The sequence below is a fragment of the Brachybacterium halotolerans subsp. kimchii genome (genome assembly GCF_020792675.1).
Classification (GTDB): Bacteria; Actinomycetota; Actinomycetes; order Actinomycetales; family Dermabacteraceae; genus Brachybacterium; species Brachybacterium halotolerans.
In genome coordinates, this window is record NZ_CP086254.1 from 256,718 (window position 1) to 275,842 (window position 19,125).

At 72.6% G+C, this 19,125-nt stretch carries 17 protein-coding genes and 2 tRNA genes; 14 read left to right on the plus strand and 5 right to left on the minus strand.

Annotated elements, in window-relative coordinates:
• The first annotated feature begins 36 nt into the window (after positions 1-36).
• Both Bra3105_RS01140 and Bra3105_RS01145 read left to right on the plus strand, forming a co-directional pair.
• Positions 37-112, plus strand: a tRNA-Glu gene (locus tag Bra3105_RS01140).
• Positions 113-252: 140 nt separating this feature from the next.
• Positions 253-325, plus strand: a tRNA-Glu gene (locus Bra3105_RS01145).
• Between the two features lie 257 nt (positions 326-582).
• Here the strand turns inward: Bra3105_RS01145 and Bra3105_RS01150 are convergent.
• Complete coding sequence (locus Bra3105_RS01150; protein ID WP_152352762.1) at positions 583-1,317, minus strand: IclR family transcriptional regulator; 735 nt, start codon at positions 1,315-1,317, stop codon at positions 583-585.
• A gap of 226 nt (positions 1,318-1,543) precedes the next feature.
• Here Bra3105_RS01150 and leuC point away from each other — a divergent pair, with 226 nt between their 5' ends.
• The 6 genes from leuC to Bra3105_RS01180 all read left to right on the plus strand — a co-directional run bounded on the left by leuC (position 1,544) and on the right by Bra3105_RS01180 (position 7,872).
• Complete coding sequence (gene leuC / locus Bra3105_RS01155; RefSeq protein WP_228358269.1) at positions 1,544-3,016, plus strand: 3-isopropylmalate dehydratase large subunit; 1,473 nt, start codon at positions 1,544-1,546, stop codon at positions 3,014-3,016.
• A gap of 48 nt (positions 3,017-3,064) precedes the next feature.
• A complete protein-coding gene (gene leuD, locus Bra3105_RS01160) occupies positions 3,065-3,670 on the plus strand; it encodes a 3-isopropylmalate dehydratase small subunit (protein ID WP_228358270.1) in 606 nt (201 codons plus the stop codon).
• A gap of 101 nt (positions 3,671-3,771) precedes the next feature.
• Complete coding sequence (gene murA, locus Bra3105_RS01165; RefSeq protein WP_200500905.1) at positions 3,772-5,088, plus strand: UDP-N-acetylglucosamine 1-carboxyvinyltransferase; 1,317 nt, start codon at positions 3,772-3,774, stop codon at positions 5,086-5,088.
• Between the two features lie 8 nt (positions 5,089-5,096).
• The gene (locus tag Bra3105_RS01170) at positions 5,097-5,744 is read left to right on the plus strand and encodes a DUF2867 domain-containing protein (protein ID WP_228358271.1); all 648 of its coding nucleotides are present in this window, start codon (positions 5,097-5,099) and stop codon (positions 5,742-5,744) included.
• Positions 5,741-6,742: an NAD(P)H-dependent glycerol-3-phosphate dehydrogenase gene (locus Bra3105_RS01175; protein WP_228358272.1), complete on the plus strand. Its 1,002-nt coding sequence runs from the start codon at positions 5,741-5,743 to the stop codon at positions 6,740-6,742. Before Bra3105_RS01170 ends, Bra3105_RS01175 begins: the two co-directional genes overlap by 4 nt.
• A 14-nt stretch (positions 6,743-6,756) precedes the next feature.
• A complete protein-coding gene (locus Bra3105_RS01180; protein WP_228358273.1) occupies positions 6,757-7,872 on the plus strand; it encodes a D-alanine--D-alanine ligase family protein in 1,116 nt (371 codons plus the stop codon).
• 34 nt (positions 7,873-7,906) lie between these two features.
• On the opposite strand, the gene Bra3105_RS01185 is transcribed toward Bra3105_RS01180, so the two are convergent.
• Positions 7,907-8,401 (minus strand): DUF3515 family protein, encoded by a 495-nt coding sequence (locus Bra3105_RS01185; RefSeq protein WP_228358274.1) that lies wholly within the window; start codon positions 8,399-8,401, stop codon positions 7,907-7,909.
• A 41-nt stretch (positions 8,402-8,442) separates the two neighbouring features.
• Here Bra3105_RS01185 and thiL point away from each other — a divergent pair, with 41 nt between their 5' ends.
• Both thiL and Bra3105_RS01195 read left to right on the plus strand, forming a co-directional pair.
• The gene (gene thiL / locus Bra3105_RS01190; protein WP_228358275.1) at positions 8,443-9,513 is read left to right on the plus strand and encodes a thiamine-phosphate kinase; all 1,071 of its coding nucleotides are present in this window, start codon (positions 8,443-8,445) and stop codon (positions 9,511-9,513) included.
• A gap of 56 nt (positions 9,514-9,569) precedes the next feature.
• Positions 9,570-10,373 carry a siderophore-interacting protein gene (locus tag Bra3105_RS01195; protein WP_228358276.1) on the plus strand — a complete coding sequence of 268 codons (804 nt, stop codon included), beginning with the start codon at positions 9,570-9,572 and terminating at the stop codon, positions 10,371-10,373.
• 39 nt (positions 10,374-10,412) lie between these two features.
• On the opposite strand, the gene Bra3105_RS01200 is transcribed toward Bra3105_RS01195, so the two are convergent.
• Positions 10,413-12,320 (minus strand): potassium transporter Kup, encoded by a 1,908-nt coding sequence (locus Bra3105_RS01200; RefSeq protein ID WP_228358277.1) that lies wholly within the window; start codon positions 12,318-12,320, stop codon positions 10,413-10,415.
• A gap of 341 nt (positions 12,321-12,661) precedes the next feature.
• Here Bra3105_RS01200 and Bra3105_RS01205 point away from each other — a divergent pair, with 341 nt between their 5' ends.
• From Bra3105_RS01205 to Bra3105_RS01220, 4 genes are all read left to right on the plus strand, one after another.
• Positions 12,662-13,165 carry a helix-turn-helix transcriptional regulator gene (locus tag Bra3105_RS01205; protein ID WP_228358278.1) on the plus strand — a complete coding sequence of 168 codons (504 nt, stop codon included), beginning with the start codon at positions 12,662-12,664 and terminating at the stop codon, positions 13,163-13,165.
• Positions 13,162-13,572 carry a VOC family protein gene (locus Bra3105_RS01210; protein ID WP_228358279.1) on the plus strand — a complete coding sequence of 137 codons (411 nt, stop codon included), beginning with the start codon at positions 13,162-13,164 and terminating at the stop codon, positions 13,570-13,572. Before Bra3105_RS01205 ends, Bra3105_RS01210 begins: the two co-directional genes overlap by 4 nt.
• Positions 13,573-13,626: 54 nt before the next feature.
• A complete protein-coding gene (locus Bra3105_RS01215; protein ID WP_228358280.1) occupies positions 13,627-14,259 on the plus strand; it encodes a M23 family metallopeptidase in 633 nt (210 codons plus the stop codon).
• Between the two features lie 262 nt (positions 14,260-14,521).
• Complete coding sequence (locus Bra3105_RS01220) at positions 14,522-15,586, plus strand: NAD(P)-dependent alcohol dehydrogenase (RefSeq protein ID WP_228358281.1); 1,065 nt, start codon at positions 14,522-14,524, stop codon at positions 15,584-15,586.
• A gap of 119 nt (positions 15,587-15,705) precedes the next feature.
• On the opposite strand, the gene Bra3105_RS01225 is transcribed toward Bra3105_RS01220, so the two are convergent.
• Together Bra3105_RS01225 and Bra3105_RS18475 are read right to left on the minus strand one after the other, a co-directional pair.
• A complete protein-coding gene (locus tag Bra3105_RS01225; protein ID WP_228358282.1) occupies positions 15,706-16,479 on the minus strand; it encodes a Type 1 glutamine amidotransferase-like domain-containing protein in 774 nt (257 codons plus the stop codon).
• A gap of 40 nt (positions 16,480-16,519) precedes the next feature.
• Positions 16,520-19,030, minus strand: coding sequence for an FAD/NAD(P)-binding protein (locus tag Bra3105_RS18475; RefSeq protein ID WP_267062043.1), 2,511 nt, complete (start codon positions 19,028-19,030; stop codon positions 16,520-16,522).
• Between the last annotated feature and the right edge of the window lie 95 nt (positions 19,031-19,125).

The following is a 19,125-nucleotide window of genomic DNA, read 5'->3' on the forward strand; positions in this document are numbered from 1 at the left end:
CTTCACCCTCGCTCAGGCGGGGAGTTCGAAGTCCGCGCCCCGTTCGTCTAGCGGCCTAGGACGTCGCCCTCTCACGGCGGTAACACCGGTTCAAATCCGGTACGGGGTACCAGCAGATCCTTCGATCTGCGGCAGGTCCAGGACCTGCATCGCGGTCCACGGGACCGCACCTCGGAAACATGGCCTGCATGGCAGGTGATCGCTCCGGATCGTCGGTCCTCGGATCGGCAGCTGATCTTCTGATCGGCACAGGCCCCGTTCGTCTAGCGGCCTAGGACGTCGCCCTCTCACGGCGGTAACACCGGTTCAAATCCGGTACGGGGTACGAGCGGCACAGAAGGAGTCGGCATCCACGCGGATGCCGGCTCCTTCTGCGTGCGGGGCAGGCGCTCGTGTTCTGGAGCGGCGTATACGGGACGTCTCTGCCATATATGGCAGAGACGTCCCGTATTTGCCGCTGCGTGACGGTATCGCCCGAGGTCGGCCCGCCCCACGGCACCCTGCCCCGTGACGGCCTCACCTCCGCTCCAGCTCTGCGGCGGCCTCACCTCCGCTCCAGCCCCGCGGCGACCCCGCCCCAGCTCAGCCGCCCGCGCGGCGCAGGACCTCGCTGAGGTGGTTGGCGGAGCTGATCACCGCGGCGGCGTGCAGGCGCCCGGGCTGTCGGGTGATGCGCTCGAGCGGCCCCGAGACGCTGAGGGCCGCGATCACGCGCCCGCCCGGACCGCGCACCGGGGCCGAGACGGAGCCGACGCCCGCCTCGCGCTCACCGATGGACTGCGCCCAGCCGCGGCGCCTGACCGCGGAGAGCATGGTCGCGGTGAAGCGGGCGCCGTGGAGGCCGCGGTGCAGGCGGTCCGGCTCCTCCCAGGCCAGCAGGATCTGGGCGGCCGAGCCGGCCTTCATCGTCAGCGTGGATCCCAGCGGCACGGAGTCGCGCAGGCCGATGGGCGGCTCGGCGCTCGCCACGCAGATGCGGTGGTCGCCCTGACGGCGGTAGAGCTGGGCGGACTCGCCCGTGTGATCTCGCAGCGCGGTGAGGACGGGACCCGCGGCGGCGAGCAGGCGGTCCTCGCCGGCGGCGGCGGAGAGCTCCCCGAGCCGGGGGCCCAGGATGAAACGACCCTGCATGTCGCGCGCCACCAGGCGATGATGCTCCAGGGCCACCGCGAGGCGATGGGCCGTGGGGCGGGCCAGTCCTGTGGACTGGACGAGCTGGGCGAGGGTCGCAGGGCCTGCTTCGAGGGCTCCGAGGACGGTTGCGGCCTTGTCGAGCACGCCGACGCCGCTCCCGCCCTCCTCCGTGGTGGTGTCCATGCTCCGATATTGCCGTCTTATTTGTTGAGACGCAAGTGCGCAGCGCGATTTCCCTGGCGACGATTGCAGTGTTCCGGCCGAGCGCCGGTGCGCGTGACGTCCTCGTCGGCCCGGGCCGACGGGCCTGTCGGCCCCGCACCGAGCCCGCGCCGGAGGCCGATCCGGCATCGTGCCGGACCTCATCCGGCGCGGACGCCGGGTGATCACGAGGGAAGGAAGAGGAGCCATGGCGAGCACGCTCGCGGAGAAGGTGTGGAAGGACCATGTGGTGCGCCGGGGAGAGAACGGCGAGCCCGACCTGCTCTACATCGACCTCCAGCTCCTCCACGAGGTGACCAGCCCCCAGGCCTTCGACGGGCTGCGCCAGGAGGGCCGCGACCTGCGCCGCGTGGACCAGACGATCGCGACCGAGGACCACAACACCCCCACGGTCGACATCAACAAGCCGATCGCGGACATCACCTCCCGCACCCAGATCGACACCCTGCGCCGCAACGCCGAGGAGTTCGGCGTGCGCATCCACTCCCTGGGTGACAGGGAGCAGGGCATCGTGCACGTCGTCGGCCCGCAACTGGGGCTCACCATGCCGGGCATCACCGTGGTCTGCGGCGACTCGCACACCTCCACCCACGGCGCCTTCGGGGCGCTCGCCTTCGGCATCGGCACCAGCGAGGTCGAGCACGTGATGGCGACCCAGACGCTGCCGCTCGCCCCCTTCAAGACCATGGCGATCACCGTGGACGGCACGCTCAAGCCGGGCGTGAGCGCGAAGGACATCATCCTCGCGGTGATCGCCAAGATCGGCACCGGCGGCGGCGCGGGCTACGTGCTCGAGTACCGCGGCGAGGCCATCCGCAGCCTCTCCATGGAGGGCCGGATGACGATCTGCAACATGTCGATCGAGGCCGGCGCCCGCGCGGGCATGGTCGCCCCCGACGAGACCACCTTCGAGTACGTCAAGGGCCGCCCCCATGCTCCGGAGGGCGAGCTGTGGGACGAGGCCGTCGAGTACTGGAGGTCGCTGCGCACCGACGAGGGCGCGACCTTCGACGCGGAGGTCGTCATCGACGCCGACGAGCTCGAGCCGTTCGTCACCTGGGGCACGAACCCCGGGCAGGGCCTGCCGCTGTCGGCCGCGGTCCCCGCACCGGAGGACTTCACGGACGACACCTCGCGCGCGAGCACCGAGAGCGCCCTGAAGTACATGGACCTGGTGCCCGGCACCCCGCTCAAGGACATCCGCGTGGACACCGTGTTCATGGGCTCGTGCACGAACTCGCGCATCGAGGACCTGCGAGCCTTCGTGGACGTGATCCGCGGGCGCAGCAAGGACCCGGACGTGCGGGTGATGGTGGTGCCCGGCTCGGCGCGCGTGAAGCTGCAGGCCGAGCAGGAGGGCCTGGACCGCGAGATCCTCGCCTTCGGCGCCGAGTGGCGCCAGGCCGGCTGCTCCATGTGCCTGGGCATGAACCCCGACCAGCTCGCGCCGGGGGAGCGCTGCGCGTCGACCTCGAACCGCAACTTCGAGGGCCGGCAGGGCAAGGGAGGACGCACCCACCTGGTCTCCCCGGTGGTCGCCGCGGCGACCGCGGTGCGCGGCACCCTGAGCTCCCCGTCGGACCTCGAGCCCGTCGACCCCGCGGCCGAGCCGCCCCGCGCCGAGCGCGTGCCGCTCCCGGGCGGACTGCGCATCGCCTGAGCGCGAGCACGCACCGGCCGACGACCCACGAGCAAGGAAGCACAGACCATGGAGAAGTTCACCACCCACAGCGGCGTCGGCGTCCCGTTGCGCCGCAGCAACGTCGACACCGACCAGATCATCCCCGCCGTCTACCTCAAGCGGGTCACCAAGACCGGCTTCGACGACGGCCTCTTCGTCAACTGGCGCAAGGACCCCGACTTCATCCTGAACCAGGAGCCCTACTCCCACGGCTCGGTGCTCGTGGCCGGCTCCGACTTCGGCACCGGGTCCTCCCGCGAGCACGCCGTCTGGGCGCTGCGCGACTACGGCTTCAAGGCCGTGCTCTCGAGCCGCTTCGCCGAGATCTTCCGCGGCAACGCCGGCAAGCAGGGCCTGGTCGCCGCGAAGCTCTCCCAGGACGACATCGAGCAGCTGTGGAAGATCCTCGAGGAGGCGCCGGGCACCGAGATCACCGTCGACCTCGAGAACCAGCAGGTCCATGCGGCCGACGCGACCTTCCGCTTCGACATCGACCAGTACACCCGCTGGCGCCTCATGGAGGGCCTGGACGACGTGGGCCTGACCCTGCGCCACGAGGCGGACATCTCCGCGTTCGAGGCGAAGCGTCCGCGCTGGATGCCCAAGACGCTTCCCGCGCGCGCCGCGGACTGAGCGGCGGCCGACGTCCAGCCCCGCCACATCGCCCTCCGGTACTCTGTCAAGATCGGAGGACGGACCCCGCCCGGGGGTCCCCGGAACGCTTCAAGGACGATATGACCTCGACATTCCACGTGCGCGGAGGGCGCCCGCTGAACGGTGACATCACCGTGCGCGGCGCCAAGAACCTCGTCTCCAAGGCGATGGTGGCGGCGCTGCTGGGCGAGGAGCCCAGCCTGCTGCGCTCCGTGCCCGACATCCGCGACGTGCAGATCGTCGCGGATCTGCTCAGGGTCCACGGCGTGAAGATCGAGCGCGACGTCCAGGCGGGCCTGATCCGCATGGACCCCTCGAACGTCGAGCGCGCGCACGCCACCGAGATCGACGCGCACGCGGGCAGCTCGCGGATCCCGATCCTGTTCTGCGGCCCGCTGCTGCACCGCCTGGGCGAGGCGATCATCCCCGACCTGGGCGGCTGCCGCATCGGCGACCGGCCCATCAACTACCACCTCGACGTGCTGCGCGAGTTCGGCGCCCACGTGGACAAGCGCGAGCTGGGCATCCACATCACCGCGCCGAACGGCCTCAAGGGCACGAAGATCCATCTCGAGTACCCGAGCGTCGGCGCGACCGAGCAGGTGCTGCTCACCGCCGTGCGCGCCGAGGGCCTCACCGAGCTCACCAACGCCGCCGTCGAGCCGGAGATCGAGGATCTCATCGCCGTGCTGCAGAAGATGGGCGCGCTGATCACCCTGCAGACGGACCGCACCATCACGATCGAGGGCGTCGAGCGCCTCGGCGGCTACGAGCACGTGGCGATCCCGGACCGCATCGAGGCCGCGAGCTGGGCCTGCGCGGCGCTCGTGACCAAGGGCGACGTCTTCGTGCGGGGTGCCCAGCAGAAGCCCATGTCCACGTTCCTCAACGTGTTCCGCCGGATCGGCGGCGGCCTCGACATCACCGAGGAGGGCATCCGCTTCTTCCGGCCCGACGAGCCGCTGCGCTCGATCGCCATGGAGACCGACGTCCACCCCGGCTTCATGACCGACTGGCAGCAGCCTCTCGTCGTCGCGCTCACGCAGGCCGAGGGCATCTCCATCGTCCACGAGACCGTCTACGAGAACCGCCTCGGGTTCACCCGGGCCCTCAACGACATGGGCGCGCGCATCCAGGTCTACCGCGAATGCCTGGGCGGCTCGAGCTGCCGCTTCGGCTGGCGCAACTTCAACCACTCGGCCGTGATCTCCGGGCCGAAGGAGCTGCACGGGGCCGACATCACCGTGCCCGACCTGCGCGGCGGCTTCTCCTACCTGATCGCCGCGCTCGGCGCCGAGGGCGTCAGCTCGATCCACGGCATCGACCTCATCGACCGCGGCTACGAGGCCTTCCGCGAGAAGCTCACGGCGCTCGGCGCCGAGTACTGGGAGGACTGAGAAGACGCATGAGCGAGCAGCACGACGACATCCTCGAGGGCACGACCGTCGACCGCGGGTCCGCGGATCGCTCGACCGTCGACCGCGGGTCCGATGACCGCGGCGACGGGGTGACGAGCGCGGCCGCGAGCTCGCTCGCGCTGCGTGACATCCCCGTGCCCGACTACTGCGACGTGGTGATCGTCCCCACCCGCGGGGTCGACGTCGAGGACCCGCGCGTGTGGGCGGAGGCGATCTTCTCCCACGAGAACACACCGCTGGGCACGCGTGGTCTGCGCGCGCTGCGCGACGAGGCGGTGCGCCTGTTCGACATGGTCCCGCCGCCCGAGAAGCAGTACGTGACCGACGAGGTCCGCGGCAGCGAGGCGCTCATCAAGGACGACGACCAGAACCTCTCGGTGCGCATCGGCGTGGCGATCCTGCCCGGCGGCGAGCTGCTGCAGGTCACCACGGCCGTGAAGTACCGCTCGGTGCGCGGCCGCATCGCCTTCGCACCGCGGCGGATGATGCACGCGGCGGCCGTGAACGCGCTCGCCCGGCGCGCGCCCGCGACCGTGCGCCGCCGTGCGCTCGGCCCGCGCACCACCGGTCCGCGCACCGTCACCGACCGCGCGCCCCGTCGGGCCCTCGGCCGCGGCAGGTTCCTCGGGCGATGACCCGCATCGCCGTGCTCGGCGCCGGCAGCTGGGGCAGCACCTTCTCGCTCGTGCTCGCCGACGCCGGCCGCGAGGTGGTCCTCTGGGCACGGCGCGAGGAGACCGCCCGCGAGATCCGCGAGCACGGCGCCAACCCCGCCTATCTCGGGGACGTCCGCCTGCCAGGGCAGGTCACGTCGACCTCGGAGGTCGGGGAGGCGCTCGACGGGGCCGACGGGGTGGTCCTCGCCCTGCCGGCACAGAGCCTCCGCGAGAACCTCTCCGCCTGGCGCGCGGCGGGCCTCACGCTGCCCGAGGTCCCCGTGCTCTCGCTTGCCAAGGGCATCGAGCGGGGCACCGATCTGCGCATGAGCCAGGTGATCGTCGAGGCAGCGGGAGTCGACCCGCAGCGCGTCGCCGTGCTATCCGGCCCGAACCTCGCCGTCGAGATCGCCCGGCGCCAGCCCTGCGCGAGCGTCATCGCCGCGCACGACGAGCAGCTGGCGCGCACCGTCGCCGCCTGGTGCGCCGCCCCCTCCTTCCGCCCGTACACCTCGCAGGACGTCATCGGCGTCGAGGTCGCCGGAGCGGTCAAGAACGTCATCGCGATCGCCGTCGGCGCCGCCGCGGGACTCGGCTACGGCGACAACGCCCGCGCGAGCCTCATCACCCGCGGGCTCGCCGAGATCACCCGCCTGGGCGTCGCCGTGGGCGGTCAGGCGGGGACCTTCGCCGGGCTCGCGGGGATGGGCGATCTTGTCGCCACCTGCGCGTCCCCGCTCTCGCGCAACCACCGCCTGGGCCACGCGCTGGGACGGGGGCTCGACGTCGGGGCGGCCGTCGCCGAGGTGGGCCAGACCGCCGAGGGCGTCGCCACCGCCCGTGCCGTGGACGAGACCGCGCAGAGGCTCGGGATCGATATGCCGATCACCCGCGGGGTCGTCGACGTCGTCGATCACGGTGTGCCGATCGAGCAGGTCACCACGGCGTTGCTCGCACGCTCCGTACGACCCGAGTGACTACTCTCGACCCCATGACCTCCACCATCGCGCTCCTCTTCGGCGGCCGCTCCGGCGAGCACGGCATCTCCTGCGTGACAGCGGGCGGGATCCTCGGCGCGATCGACCGCGAGCGGTACGACGTCGTCGCGATCGGCATCACCCGCCAGGGCCGCTGGCTGCACGTGAGCGACGACCCCGCCGACTGGCAGCTGCAGGGGGCGACCCCTCCCGAGGTGCCGTCCGACGGGGACGAGGTGCTCCTGCCCACGGGCACGAAGACCCCCGGCGCTCCCGTGCCGCTGCGCGTGGTCCGGGACGGCCGCGTCGAGCCGCTCGCGGAGGTCGACGCGGTGCTCCCCCTGCTGCACGGCCCCTACGGGGAGGACGGCACGGTGCAGGGAGCCCTCGACCTGCTCGACATCCCCTACGTGGGCAGTGGGGTCCTCGCCTCCGCCACGTGCATGGACAAGACGTCCACGAAGGCCGCCCTCGCCGCCGCCGGGATCGCGTCGGCCCCGTCGATCAGCGTTCACGAGGACGAGTGGGCCCAGCGCGCCGAGGAGGTCGGCGCGAGCGTGCGCGAGCGCCTCGCCGCCCCGTGGTTCGTCAAGCCCGCCCGCGCCGGCTCGAGCCTGGGCGTCTCCAAGGTGACCGATCCCGCGGAGCTCGAGCACGCGGTGAAGACCGCCTTCGCCGAGGATCCGCTGATCCTCATCGAGCAGGGCGTCGTGGGTCGCGAGGTCGAGTGCGGAGTGCTCCAGGGCCGAGGCGGCGACGCCCCGCGCACCACCGAGCCGGGCGAGGTCATCGTGGGCGACGACCTGGACTTCTACGACTACGAGTCGAAGTACTTCGGCAAGGGGACCGTGAGCATCCAGGTGCCCGCGGCCCTGCCGGACGGCGCCGCGGAGCGCGTGCGCGAGGTCGCCGCGCGCGCCTTCACCGCGCTGCGCCTCGAGGGCCTGGGCCGGGTGGACGTCTTCGTGACCGAGACCGGCGAGGTCGTCGTCAACGAGGTCAACACGATGCCCGGCTTCACGCCGTCCTCGATGTTCCCCGTGCTCTGGGAGAACATGGGCATGGACTACACGAGCCTGATCACCGACCTGCTCGAGCAGGCACGCACCCGCCGCATCGGCCTGCGCTGAGGGTCGCGGGCGCCGACGGGCCGAGGCGCCTGCTTCACTGCACGTCGTCGACGTCGAGGCAGTGGCGCTCGGCAGGGATCGACGTCACCAGGTCGGTGAGATCCAGCGCCGCGGCAGAGGCCTGGTCGCCGACGACCTCGCGCGGCACCGTGAGGTCGATCGCCGGGGTGCGCCCGTAGGTCGTGAAGCGCACGATCCCGTCCGACGAGCCGTCCTCGTCGATGATCCAGTCCACATCGGTGCCGTCGGCGTCGGTGAGGGTCGTGCACATCTGCGTGGTGGGACCCGGGGGAGTGACGCCGCAGCGCAGGACGATCGCCTCGTCGCCGCTGCCCCACGCGAGAGTGCCCTGGCTGCTCGTCGCGTGCCGCGACTGCCCCTCGAGCTGCTCCGGCGCGCCCTGGACGACCTGCGCGCACGCCGGGTCCGCGGCGTCCTCGCCCGCGGGGACGCGCACCGTGGCGCACGCCGTGCAGCCGAGCAGCAGGGCGCCGGCGAGGAGCACGGGACGGGGCAGAGCGCGGCGCATGCCCCGAGGATATCGGGCCTGACCTCGGGCACACTGGGGGCATGACGCGCATCGAGCACCTCACCGAGTCCGGCCTCCTGGCCCGGATCACCCCCGGGCTCGCCCAGGGCTCCGACGTGGAGCTGGGACCCGGGGACGACGCGGCCGTGGTGCGCCTGGCCTCCCCGCGTCTGGTCATCACGACCGACACCCTCACCGAGGGGCACGACTTCCTGCTGCGCGCGACCCGTCCGGAGTGGATCGGCCGCAAGGCCGCGGTGCAGAACCTCGCCGACGTCGCCGCCATGGGCGCACGCCCGCAGGCCGTCGTCGTCTCCGTCTCCGCCCCGCGCGAGACCCCCTCGGAGCTGCTCGAGGGCATCAGCCGCGGTCTCGCCGAGCGCTGCGCACGCGAGGGAGTGAGCGTCGTGGGCGGTGACCTCGGCGCAGCCGACGCCCTCTCCATCACCGTCACCGCGGTCGGCGCCCTCCCGGAGGGACAGGTGCCCATCCGACGGGACGGAGCACGCCCGGGCCAGGTGCTCGCCCTCGGCAGCCCGCTGATCGGCCGCTCCGCCGCCGGCCTCGCGCTCGTGCTCGCGGGCCGGGGCGAGGAGCTCGTCGGGAGGATCTCGGCCGCCGGGAGCTCGACCGACAGGGACTCCGCAGACGGGGACTCTGCCGACGGGGCGCCCCGCGCCGCCGGTCTTGACATGACTCCTGAAGGCCTCGTGGCCTGGCACGACGCACCGGGTCCCGAGATCGCCCCGGGCTGGACGACCTGCCCCGGGCGCGCCCGAGCCATGCTCGACGTGTCCGACGGACTCGCCCGCGACGGCGGCCGCATCGCACGGGCGAGCGGCGTGGTCCTCGACCTGGACCGGGCCGTGCTCGCGGCCGATGCCGCCGCCCTCGCACCTGCTGCGGATCTCCTCGCGGAGCGCACCGACCCCTGGCAGTGGGTGCTGGGCGGCGGGGAGGAGCATGCCCTCCTGGCGACCTTCGAGGAGGGCGAGGTCCCCCCGGGGTTTCGGCGGATCGGCCGCGTGCGCGCTCTCGCGCCGGGGGAGGAGAGCGGCGTGGTGCTCGACGGCACAGTGCTCGCCGATCTCGGGTTCGATCACTTCGGATAGGCTCACCTCACCACGGGTCGATCGCCGGCCCGACGCACCGAGGAGGGCCACTGCCCATGGCGTTCACCGACGCACGCCGCTTCCGCGGGCACCATCTCGCGCGGGTGGCCCGCACCGCACAGGTCAGCCCGCACATGATCCGCGTGACCCTCCAGTGTGAGGACGTGTCCACGATCCCCGCCCACGGCTTCGACCAGTGGGTGCGGCTTTTCCTGCCGCACCCCGAGGGCGGGACCGACTATTCGCGCGTGCCCGAGGGCTTCGGCCTCGCCGGGGCGCTGAAGTACCTCACCACGAGCTCGGGGAAGCGCCCGCCCGTGCGCAGCTACACGATCCGCGAGCCGCGCGCCGAGGACGGAGAGCTCGACATCGACTTCGTCTCCCACGGCGACGAAGGGATCGCCGGCCCCTGGGCGCGACGGGCGCGCGAGGGCGAGCAGGTGATGATGATCGACCAGGGTCGGGGATTCGACCACCTGGCGGACGCGTCCTCCGTGCTGCTCGTCGGCGAGGAGTCCGCGCTGCCCGCGATCCTCGGCATCCTGCGCGACCTGCCGCGCAGCACGAGCGGCACCGCGATCCTCGAGATCCCCGAGGCGGCCGACGAGCAGCCCCACGAGGCCCCGGCGAACGTGGAGGTGCGCTGGATCCCGCGCGCCGACCCGCACGACCGCCCCGGTGTGGTCGCCCTCGAGGCGCTGCGCGAGCTGCGACCGGCGCGCGGGGCCGAGCTGCAGGCGTACCTCGCGGGCGAACAGGCGCTCGTGGCCGAGGGGCGCCGCCACCTGGTCGCGCACGACGTGCCCAAGAAGCGCATCGAGTTCACCGGCTACTGGAGGTTCGGCAAGGCCGCCCTCTGAACCCTCGGCGGCCGGGTGAACCGTCGGCGGTCCGGCCTCTCAGACCTGCGCTTCGGCGCCCATCACGACGGTGCGCTCGGGCGGCAGGTGCAGGGCATGGGTCTTGTTCGCGGAGAACTTCTCGAGGAGGCGGAACAGGCCCTTCTGCCAGCGCGGCATGCAGCGGTCCTCGCCGGGCTCGATGCGGAACACGGACAGGAAGTAGGTCGCCTTCCTCGGGTCCACGCGCAGCTCGGGGGAGAGTCCCACGGCCTCCGTCAGCGCCGCGGGAAGGTCCTGCGAATCGTTGAAGCCCACCTTGTAGGTGACGTGGACGATGCCGTCGTGCGGATCGCCGAGGTCGCTGACCTGCACGCGGGCATCGTGCAGCACGTGCGGGACCCCCACGTTGCGGATCGTGATGATGACGACGTTGCGATGCACCATCCGGTTGAACCGGAGGTTCGAGCGCAGCGCGAGCGGGACTGTCGACGGATCGCCGTGCGGGTAGACGGCGAGGCCCGGGACCCGTCGGACGTGCTTCTCGCGGATCTCCCGCACGAACTCGTCGATCGGCCCCTCGAGGGCGTGGCGCCTGCCGAAGTACTCGCGCGCTCCGCGCCGCCACGTCAGCATGACCACGAGCAGCGCGGCCGCGATGACCAGGGGCAGCCAGCCGCCCGAGGCGACCTTGATGACGTTGCCCGCGAACAGGGCGAGCTCCAGGCCGCCCACGATCACGGCCATGAGGACCACGCGCCACAGCGGCCAGTTCCACACGCGCAGCGCGAGCAGGAGGAACAGGGACAGCTCGAGCATCAGCGTGCCCGTCACCGAGAGCCCGTAGGCCGAGGCCAGCGATTCCGAGGAGCGGAAGGCGAGCACCAGGGTGAGCACGCCCAGGAACAGGAAGAGGTTCACCACCGGCAGGTAGATCTGTCCGCCGTGGACCCTCGAGGTCTGCAGGACCTTCAGCCGCGGCAGCAGGCCCAGCCGGGTCGCCTGCCGGGAGACCGAGAAGGCACCGGAGATGACCGCCTGGGAGGCGATGACCGTGGCCATGGCCGCGAGCACCACGAGCGGGATCCGCGCCCACGACGGGGCGAGGCGGAAGAACGGGCTGGCGATCGCCGAGGGGTCCGAGAGGATCAGCGCGCCCTGCCCGAAGTAGCAGATGAGCAGGGAGGGCAGGATCAGGCACAGCCACGCCAGGGCGATCGGACGCCGGCCGAAGTGGCCCATGTCGGCGTAGAGGGCCTCCGCGCCCGTGATCGCGAGGACCACGGCGCCCATCGCGATGAACGCGACCACGGGCCGGTCCAGCGCGAAGACGATCGCATAGCTGGGGGAGACGGCGCGGAGGATCGAGAGGTCCGAGAGCAGGTGCGGCAGGCCCAGCGCGGCGATCGCGAGGAACCAGCACACCATGATCGGCCCGAACGCCTTCCCGATCGCGCCCGTTCCCCACCGCTGCACGAGGAAGAGCCCGGTGAGGACCACGACCGCCGCGGGCACCACCCAGGCGCCCAGCGCCGGGTTCGCGACCTGCAGGCCCTCGAAGGCGCTGAGCACGGAGATCGCGGGGGTGATCACGGAGTCGCCGTAGAAGAGGGTCGCGCCGATGATCGCGAGGATCAGGGCGATCGACGCCTGCGTGGAGCGCCTGCCGAGCTTGCGCTGGATGAGGTTCGCGAGGGAGAGGATGCCGCCCTCGCCCTGGTTGTCGGCGCGCAGGATCACGCCCACGTAGGTGACCGTGACGATGAGGATCAGGCACCACACGATCATCGAGATCACGCCGAGCACGTCCTGCTCGGTGGGGGCGACGGAGTTGTGGTGGGTGCTGAAGACGGTCTGGAGGGAGTACAGGGGGCTCGTGCCGATGTCGCCGAACACGACGCCCGCGGCGCCGAGCATGAGGGCTGCGACGGGCTGGCGGCGGCGGGGTCGGCCGTCGGGATCGAGCACGGCCCGACGCGAGCGTCGAGGGCGATCCGGCGGGGGAGTCGAGGCGGTGCCGGGGGACATACGCGTGGCGGGGTCCGAGGAATCGGCGTCCGATGGGGTCGCGCTCGGGGCGTCCGCGCCGGGCGCCCCTGTGCTCGGGGCATCTGCCGTGGAAGGGGACTCGGCCGACGGGGCGGCTGCGGGGGTGATGCTCCCGCGAGGATGCGGGGCACGGCCTGGTTCAGTGACCACGAGCGGACATCCTGCCACTGCCGGGGGCCGATGCACAGTGCCCGCCCGCGGCGCGCGCGATCCGTGCGTCACATGGGGGATCGGATCATCGGGCGACTACTGTTCCGCGCATGACCCACCGCGCGCAGGAGGACCGCCTCGCGGAGATCGCGCGCCTGCGCGCCGTGCGCGACCGCATCGATCGCGAGTTCGACCGGCCCCTGGACGTCGAGGAGCTCGCCCGCGGCGCCCACATGTCCGCGGGCCATCTCGCCCGCCGGTTCCGCGAGGCCTTCGGGGAACCGCCGTACCGCTACCTCATGACACGCCGCGTCGAGCGGGCGATGATGCTGCTGCGGCGCGGCGACATGAGCGTGACCGACGTGTGCTTCGCCGTGGGATTCGGGTCCCTCGGCACCTTCAGCCTGCGCTTCAGCGAGCTCGGCGGCGTCGCGCCCAGCGCGTACCGCGCGCAGGTGCAGGGCACGCCCGGCATCCCGTCCTGTGTGCAGATGGCGATCCACAGGCCCCGTCGGAACCCCTCGGCCGGTACCGCAGGGACAGCCGGGACGGACGCACCCGATCAGGAATCGAGAAGCGGCCCCGCAACCCCCGCGCGCACAATGGGGCCATGAGCATCGGCATCCGCACCTCCTTCCTCCCGCACACCGACCCCGACGCGTCCCTCGCCTTCTGGCGCGACGTGATCGGCTTCGACGTCAGGCTCGACGTCGGCCAGGGCGCCATGCGCTGGATCACCGTCGGCCCGAAGGACGATGAGTCCGTCTCGATCGTCCTCGCTCCGCCGGTCGTCGACCCTGCCGCGACCGACGAGGAGCGCGCCGCCGTCGCCTCCCTCATGGCCAAGGGCGTCTTCGCCATGGTCCTGCTGTCCACCGACGACGTCGACGCCGAGTTCGCACGCATCGAGGCCGCCGGCGCCGACGTCATCCAGGAGCCCACCGACCAGGATTGGGGACCGCGCGACTGTGCGCTGCGCGACCCGGCGGGCAACATCGTCCGCCTCCAGCAGGTCGGCTGAGCGACCCCGATGCCGGAGCGCCGCGCTGACGGGCGGGCGGAGCGCGCGGAGGTCGTGCCTCCGCTGCGTCTCGCCCATCCACTGCGCGGCCGATGGACCCCGCGGAACTCCCCGGCCGACCGCGTCCCGAGCCACGGCACCGAGCGCTTCGCGACCGCCCTCGCGCTGGACCTGGTGCCCGTGGGGGCGGACTCCCGCACGGGCCCCTTCGACGCCGGCGCCCTGCTCGGTCCCGAGCCTCCCGAGCGCTTCCCCGGATTCGGGCAGGACGTGCTCGCTCCGTGCGAGGGCCGCGTCGTGAAGGCCCACGACGGGGAGGTCGATCATGCCGCGCACCGCGGGCTCGCCTCGATCGGATACGCGCTCACGCAGGGCCGTCGCGCCGCCGAGGGCTGGAACGGCCTGGCGGGCAACCATGTGGTGATCGCGACGGAGGACCCGCACCGCGGACGGGTGTTCGTCGCGCTCTGCCACCTGCGGCGCGGGAGCATCCGGGTCCGCACCGGGGAAACGGTCCGCACGGGCGACGTGCTCGCGTCGTGCGGCAACTCGGGCAACAGCATGGAGCCCCACCTCCACCTGCAGGCGATGGAGGGGCTCGACATCGAGCGCACCGTGCCCGTGCCCTTCGTGCTGCCCTGCGGGATGCCCGGTCGCGGCGAGATCCTCGAGGGCGCGCCGGACTGAGCACCCTCTCCACAGCGCCCGGGCACCGTGCCGTGCGGGCGAAGCGACACCGCCACGCCGCGCCGGGGCGGACGCCAGGTGGTCGCCGTCATTCCTGAGTGTCTGGAGAATCTCGTCGGCCGATCACGCGGGGACCTGCGGGACTACGCTGGTCGGGTCGCCCGCCGCGGGGGTGCGTCCTCGAGATCGCACCCCATGCCGGAGCATCGCTCCGGACGTCCCGGCGGGCATCCATCCGCACCCGAGCTCCGAGGAGACGACCGTGCCCTTCACCGTCAAGGCCCTGCAGAAGACCGGCCCCGACCAGCCCTACAAGGTCGCCGAGATCCAGCGTCGCGACCCCCGGCCCACCGATGTCGTCATCGACATCAAGGCCGCCGGCATCTGCCACAGCGACATCCACACCATCCGCAACGAGTGGGGCGAAGCGCACTTCCCGCTCACCGTCGGCCACGAGATCGCGGGCGTCGTCTCCGCCGTCGGCGACCAGGTCACGAAGTACACCGTGGGCGACCGCGTCGGCGTGGGCTGCATGGTCGACTCCTGCGGCGAGTGCGAGCAGTGCCTCGCCGGCCAGGAGCAGGACTGCCTGAACGGCAGCGTCGGCACCTACAACGTCAAGGACGTCGACGGCACCATCACCCAGGGCGGCTACTCGCAGAAGGTCGTCGTCGACGAGCGCTTCGTGTGCCGCATCCCCGACGGCCTCGACTTCGACGTCGCCGCCCCGCTGCTGTGCGCCGGCATCACGACCTACGCCCCGCTCGCCCGCTGGGGCGTCGGCGAGGGCAAGAAGGTCGCCGTGCTGGGCCTCGGCGGCCTCGGCCACATGGGCGTCCAGCTCGCGGCGGCCATGGGCGCCGAGGTCACCGTGCTCTCGCGCTCGCGCAAGAAGGAGCAGCTCGCGATCGATCTGGGCGCTACCCGCATGCTCCCGACCACCGAGGACGGCTTCTACGAGGAGCACCGCGGCGAGTTCGACCTGATCCTCAACACGATCAGCGCCGACATCCCCGTCGACAGCTACCTGCGGCTGCTCAAGCCGCACGGCGTGATGGCCGTCGTCGGCCTCCCGCCGGCCGCGCAGCCGCTGCACTTCGGTGCGCTCATCGGCGGCGGCAAGGTGCTCGCCGGCTCCAACATCGGCGGCATCGCCGAGACCCAGGAGATGCTCGACTTCTGCGCCGAGCACGGCATCGGCGCCCAGATCGAGGTCATCGGGGTCGACGAGGTCGACGCGACCTACGACCGCGTGGTCAACGGCGAGGTCTACTTCCGCGCCGTGATCGACACCGCGACCTTCGAGGACGCGCCGGTCGGCGTCTGAGCCCCGACCCGCGCGGCGGTCGGTGATCGACCGCCGCGCACGGCGCCTCGTGCGCCCTCGTCCGACGGGCCCGGCGGCCTCCTTGTGGGGAGGCCGCCGGGCCCGTCGGCGCTGAGGCCTCAGGAGGGTCCGGCCGGGAGCGCTCCGTCGAGCAGTCGCACGGGCAGGTCCTCCTCGATGAGAGCGCCCGTCGAGTGCTCCCGATGGAGTCTGCGGACCCTCGCACCCTCCTTCTCGCTGACAGCCTCTTCCAGCTGTTGCGAGCGATACAGCAATCGCGTGCTGTCGTCTGTGCAGAGCGTCTCGCCGAGCGTCCCCTCGGCCACGAGCCGCCGCAGCAGAGGCATCCGCGCCTCCTCCGTGTCGCAGTGCACGCCGTTCGCCCACGGGAGCAGACCCAGGCCGTCGGTCACCGGAGCGAGGTCGGGACCGAAGGAGTCCGTCACCCCGCCCGTGTGCCAGCAGATCGATCCCGCGGAGACGCCCGCGAGCACCACGCCCTCCTCCCACAGCTGCAGCATCACGCGGTCCAGGCCGTGCGCCCGCCACACCGCGAGCAGGTTGACCACGGAGCCGCCGTTCACCCAGATCACGTCGAAGGAGCGCAGGTAGGCGGGGATGTCCGCGACGTTGGGCGTGGAGAACAGCGAGAGGTGGTGCAGCTCGTAGCCGGCGTTGCGGGCGGCCTCCTCCATGTCCCTCTGGAAGCGCGCGTCATCGCCGGAGGCGGTCGAGACGTTGCAGATGCGCGGTGGGCCGGACGGGTCGTGCCATCCGTCCTCGGCGGCGAGCTCGGTCGCCAGGCGCATCATCGGCCCGAAGGCGAAACGCAGGCGCGGGTGGGGGACGTAGCCGGCGCTGGTCGCGAGGATGGTCGGTGCGGAGGCGGTCATGGGCACAGCATGCCCGAACCCTGCGCCGCGCGGGCCCGGCTCAGGCGGCGGTGAGCACTGCGGCGTCGGCCGCCTCGAGGGCCGCGGTGAGCACATCGCGCGAGGCGTGGGAGCCGAAGACGGCGCCGTCGGGCTCGAGGTGGCGGGCCTGGCCCAGCCCGTCCACGAGCACCGCGTCGTATCCCAGCCGGTCCAGGAGCGCCGCGACGCGGGTGGCCGCGACCTCGTCGTCCGAGGCGATCGCGAGGGCACGGCGATCGCTCGCCCCGGCCGGCCGCGGATGGTCCTCGACGTCGTGGTAGCCGATGTGGTTCAGGGCCTTGGCGACGCGGCTCGCGGGCAGGTGCGCCGCGACCAGCTCGCTGCTCGAGAGGTCGGCGCCGAAGCGCGCGCGGGCCTCCTCGATCGCCGCGAGGTCCTCGGGCCCCCAGGGGTTCGTCGCGTCGACGACGACCGCCCCGCGCAGGCGTTCGGGATCGAGGTCGAAGACGGCGTGGAACGGCATGGTCAGCACGACCACCTCCCCGGCCCAGGGCGTGCGCAGACCGGCCACGGCGCCCGGGATCCGCGCGCTCAGCGAGCGGGGGTCGCGAGAGGTCTCGACGTGCACGTGCAGTCCGCTGCGCACGGCCTGGCGCGCGATCGCGGTGCCGATCTTGCCGGCGCCCACGATGCCGACGTCGTGCGCGGGATGGTCGGCATCGGTGCTCGCGGCGCCGGCGGCGACGGCCTCCGCCTCTCCGAGCAGGGTGCGGGCGAGGGCGTCGTTGCGCCGGAAGACCGGGGCGTCGGTGCGGGGGCGGGCGAAGGCACCGAGCGGGAACTCGGAAGTCGCGGGCCCGACGGCCCACAGCCCCGGGACCGGCTCGCCCTCGGCGTCGAGCACCCGGCCCACGCCGTCGGTGCGCAGACGGCCCGGCGCATGAGGATCGCTCGCTCCGATGTCCGTGCCGAGGCGGCGCAGGAAGGAGTTCGAGGAGCCCTCGAGCGTGGGCGCGGGCAGGAACGCGTCCACGAGCGCGCGGGTCCGCACCCGTGCGCCGCCCGCGCCCTCGGCGACGAACTCGCCGGTCTCCTCGTCGGTCGTGACCTGCAGGCGCGGTCCGAGGAAGTGGACGAGGCCGGCGCGTTCGAGGGCGAGGATCTGCTGGAGCCGACGCGGCGGCGGACCCGAGCAGACGAAGCTGAACAGGGAGTGCCACAGCCCCGGGTAGCTGCCGCGCGAGGCGGGGGAGAGGCGCTCGGCGGGCAGCAGCCGGGCGAGCGCCCCGGTGATGCGCAGCAGCACCTGGAAGAGCGCGCGCGCCTGCGTCGGATCCTCCCCGGTGCGCTCGCGCAGGTCGCTCTCGATGTGGCCGACGAGCACGTCGCGCGTGCGGCGCGCCGCCTCGGCGGCGTCGTCGGGGGCGGCGCCGTCGCTCCCAAAGAGCCCGACCAGCGGGTCGTCGAGCGCGGTGAGCAGATCCCAGCCCTCGCTGTCCGTGCGGCCGAGGGCGATGCCCGGGACCGCATGGCGGATCTCGGCGGCGACCAGGGGCAGCACGGAGCGCTCGAAGTCGACGTGGCCCTCGGCGTCCTCGGCGGCGTCGAGCGCCTCCGGCGTCAGGTGCGCGAGCTCGGACGGCCCGGCGGGGACGTCCTCCCCGCGCACCTTCGAGTGGAAGGGGGTGCCGCGGCGCGAGCCGAGCCACAGCACGGGCTCCTCCCCGGAGGGCTCGTACGAGAGCCGGTCCGGGTCGCCCGCGAGCGGAGCGGGGGAGAAGCTGCCGCCGCGGCCCTCGGCGAGCAGGGCGATGAGGTCCACCGCGCCGAGGCCCATGCCTCGCAGGATCACGTCCTGGCCCGCGTCCAGCGAGGCCAGGTCGACGCCGTCGGCGTGCGAGGGCGAGGCGTAGACGCCGCCGTGGCGGGCGGCGAAGTCAAGGAGGTCGCGCTGCGCAGGAGTGGGGTGGGCATCGGTGTGGCCGACGGTGACGAGCACGAGATCGGCCGAGAGGGAGGTGCCGTCGTCGAGCGCGACGCGCCAGGACGAGCCGGGTGCCGCGGCGCCCGCTGCCGACGCGTCGTGCTGCTCGATGCCGGTCGCGAGGCGGCGGTGGATGCGCACCTCGATGCTCTCGGGCAGGTCCGCGAGCACGCGCCCGAACACCCACTCGAGGTAGAGCGCCTGCACGCGGCGGCTCGGGAAGGACTCGGGAGTGAGCGCCTCGATCTCCGCGAGGCGCTCGGTGCCCGCCGTCGGGGCCGCGATGCCGCCCTCGCGGATGCCCTCGGCCCACTGCGCGAGGGAGGGGCCGGGGCGGACCGGCCCGTCGATGCTGGACGCCTCGTCCGTGAACATCGTCACGTCCATCGCGCGGGAGTTCATGAGCAGGAGCGGGCTCTCGTGCGCGTCCCAGATGCGTCCCGCACCCGGCGTGCTGGGGTCGACGAGGTCGATCCGCACGTGCGCGCCGGCGAACACCGCGGCGTTCGCGCCGAGGCGTTCCAGCAGGCCAGAGGGCCGCGGACCGGCACCCACGACGATGATCCGCGCGCTTCTCGTGCTCATCGGCGCTCCCTTCTGTGTCGTGATGTGTCCGGTCGAGACGTCTCCGCTTGCCACAACTAAAGACTCGCTTATACGGTCCATAACTGCAACAGGGG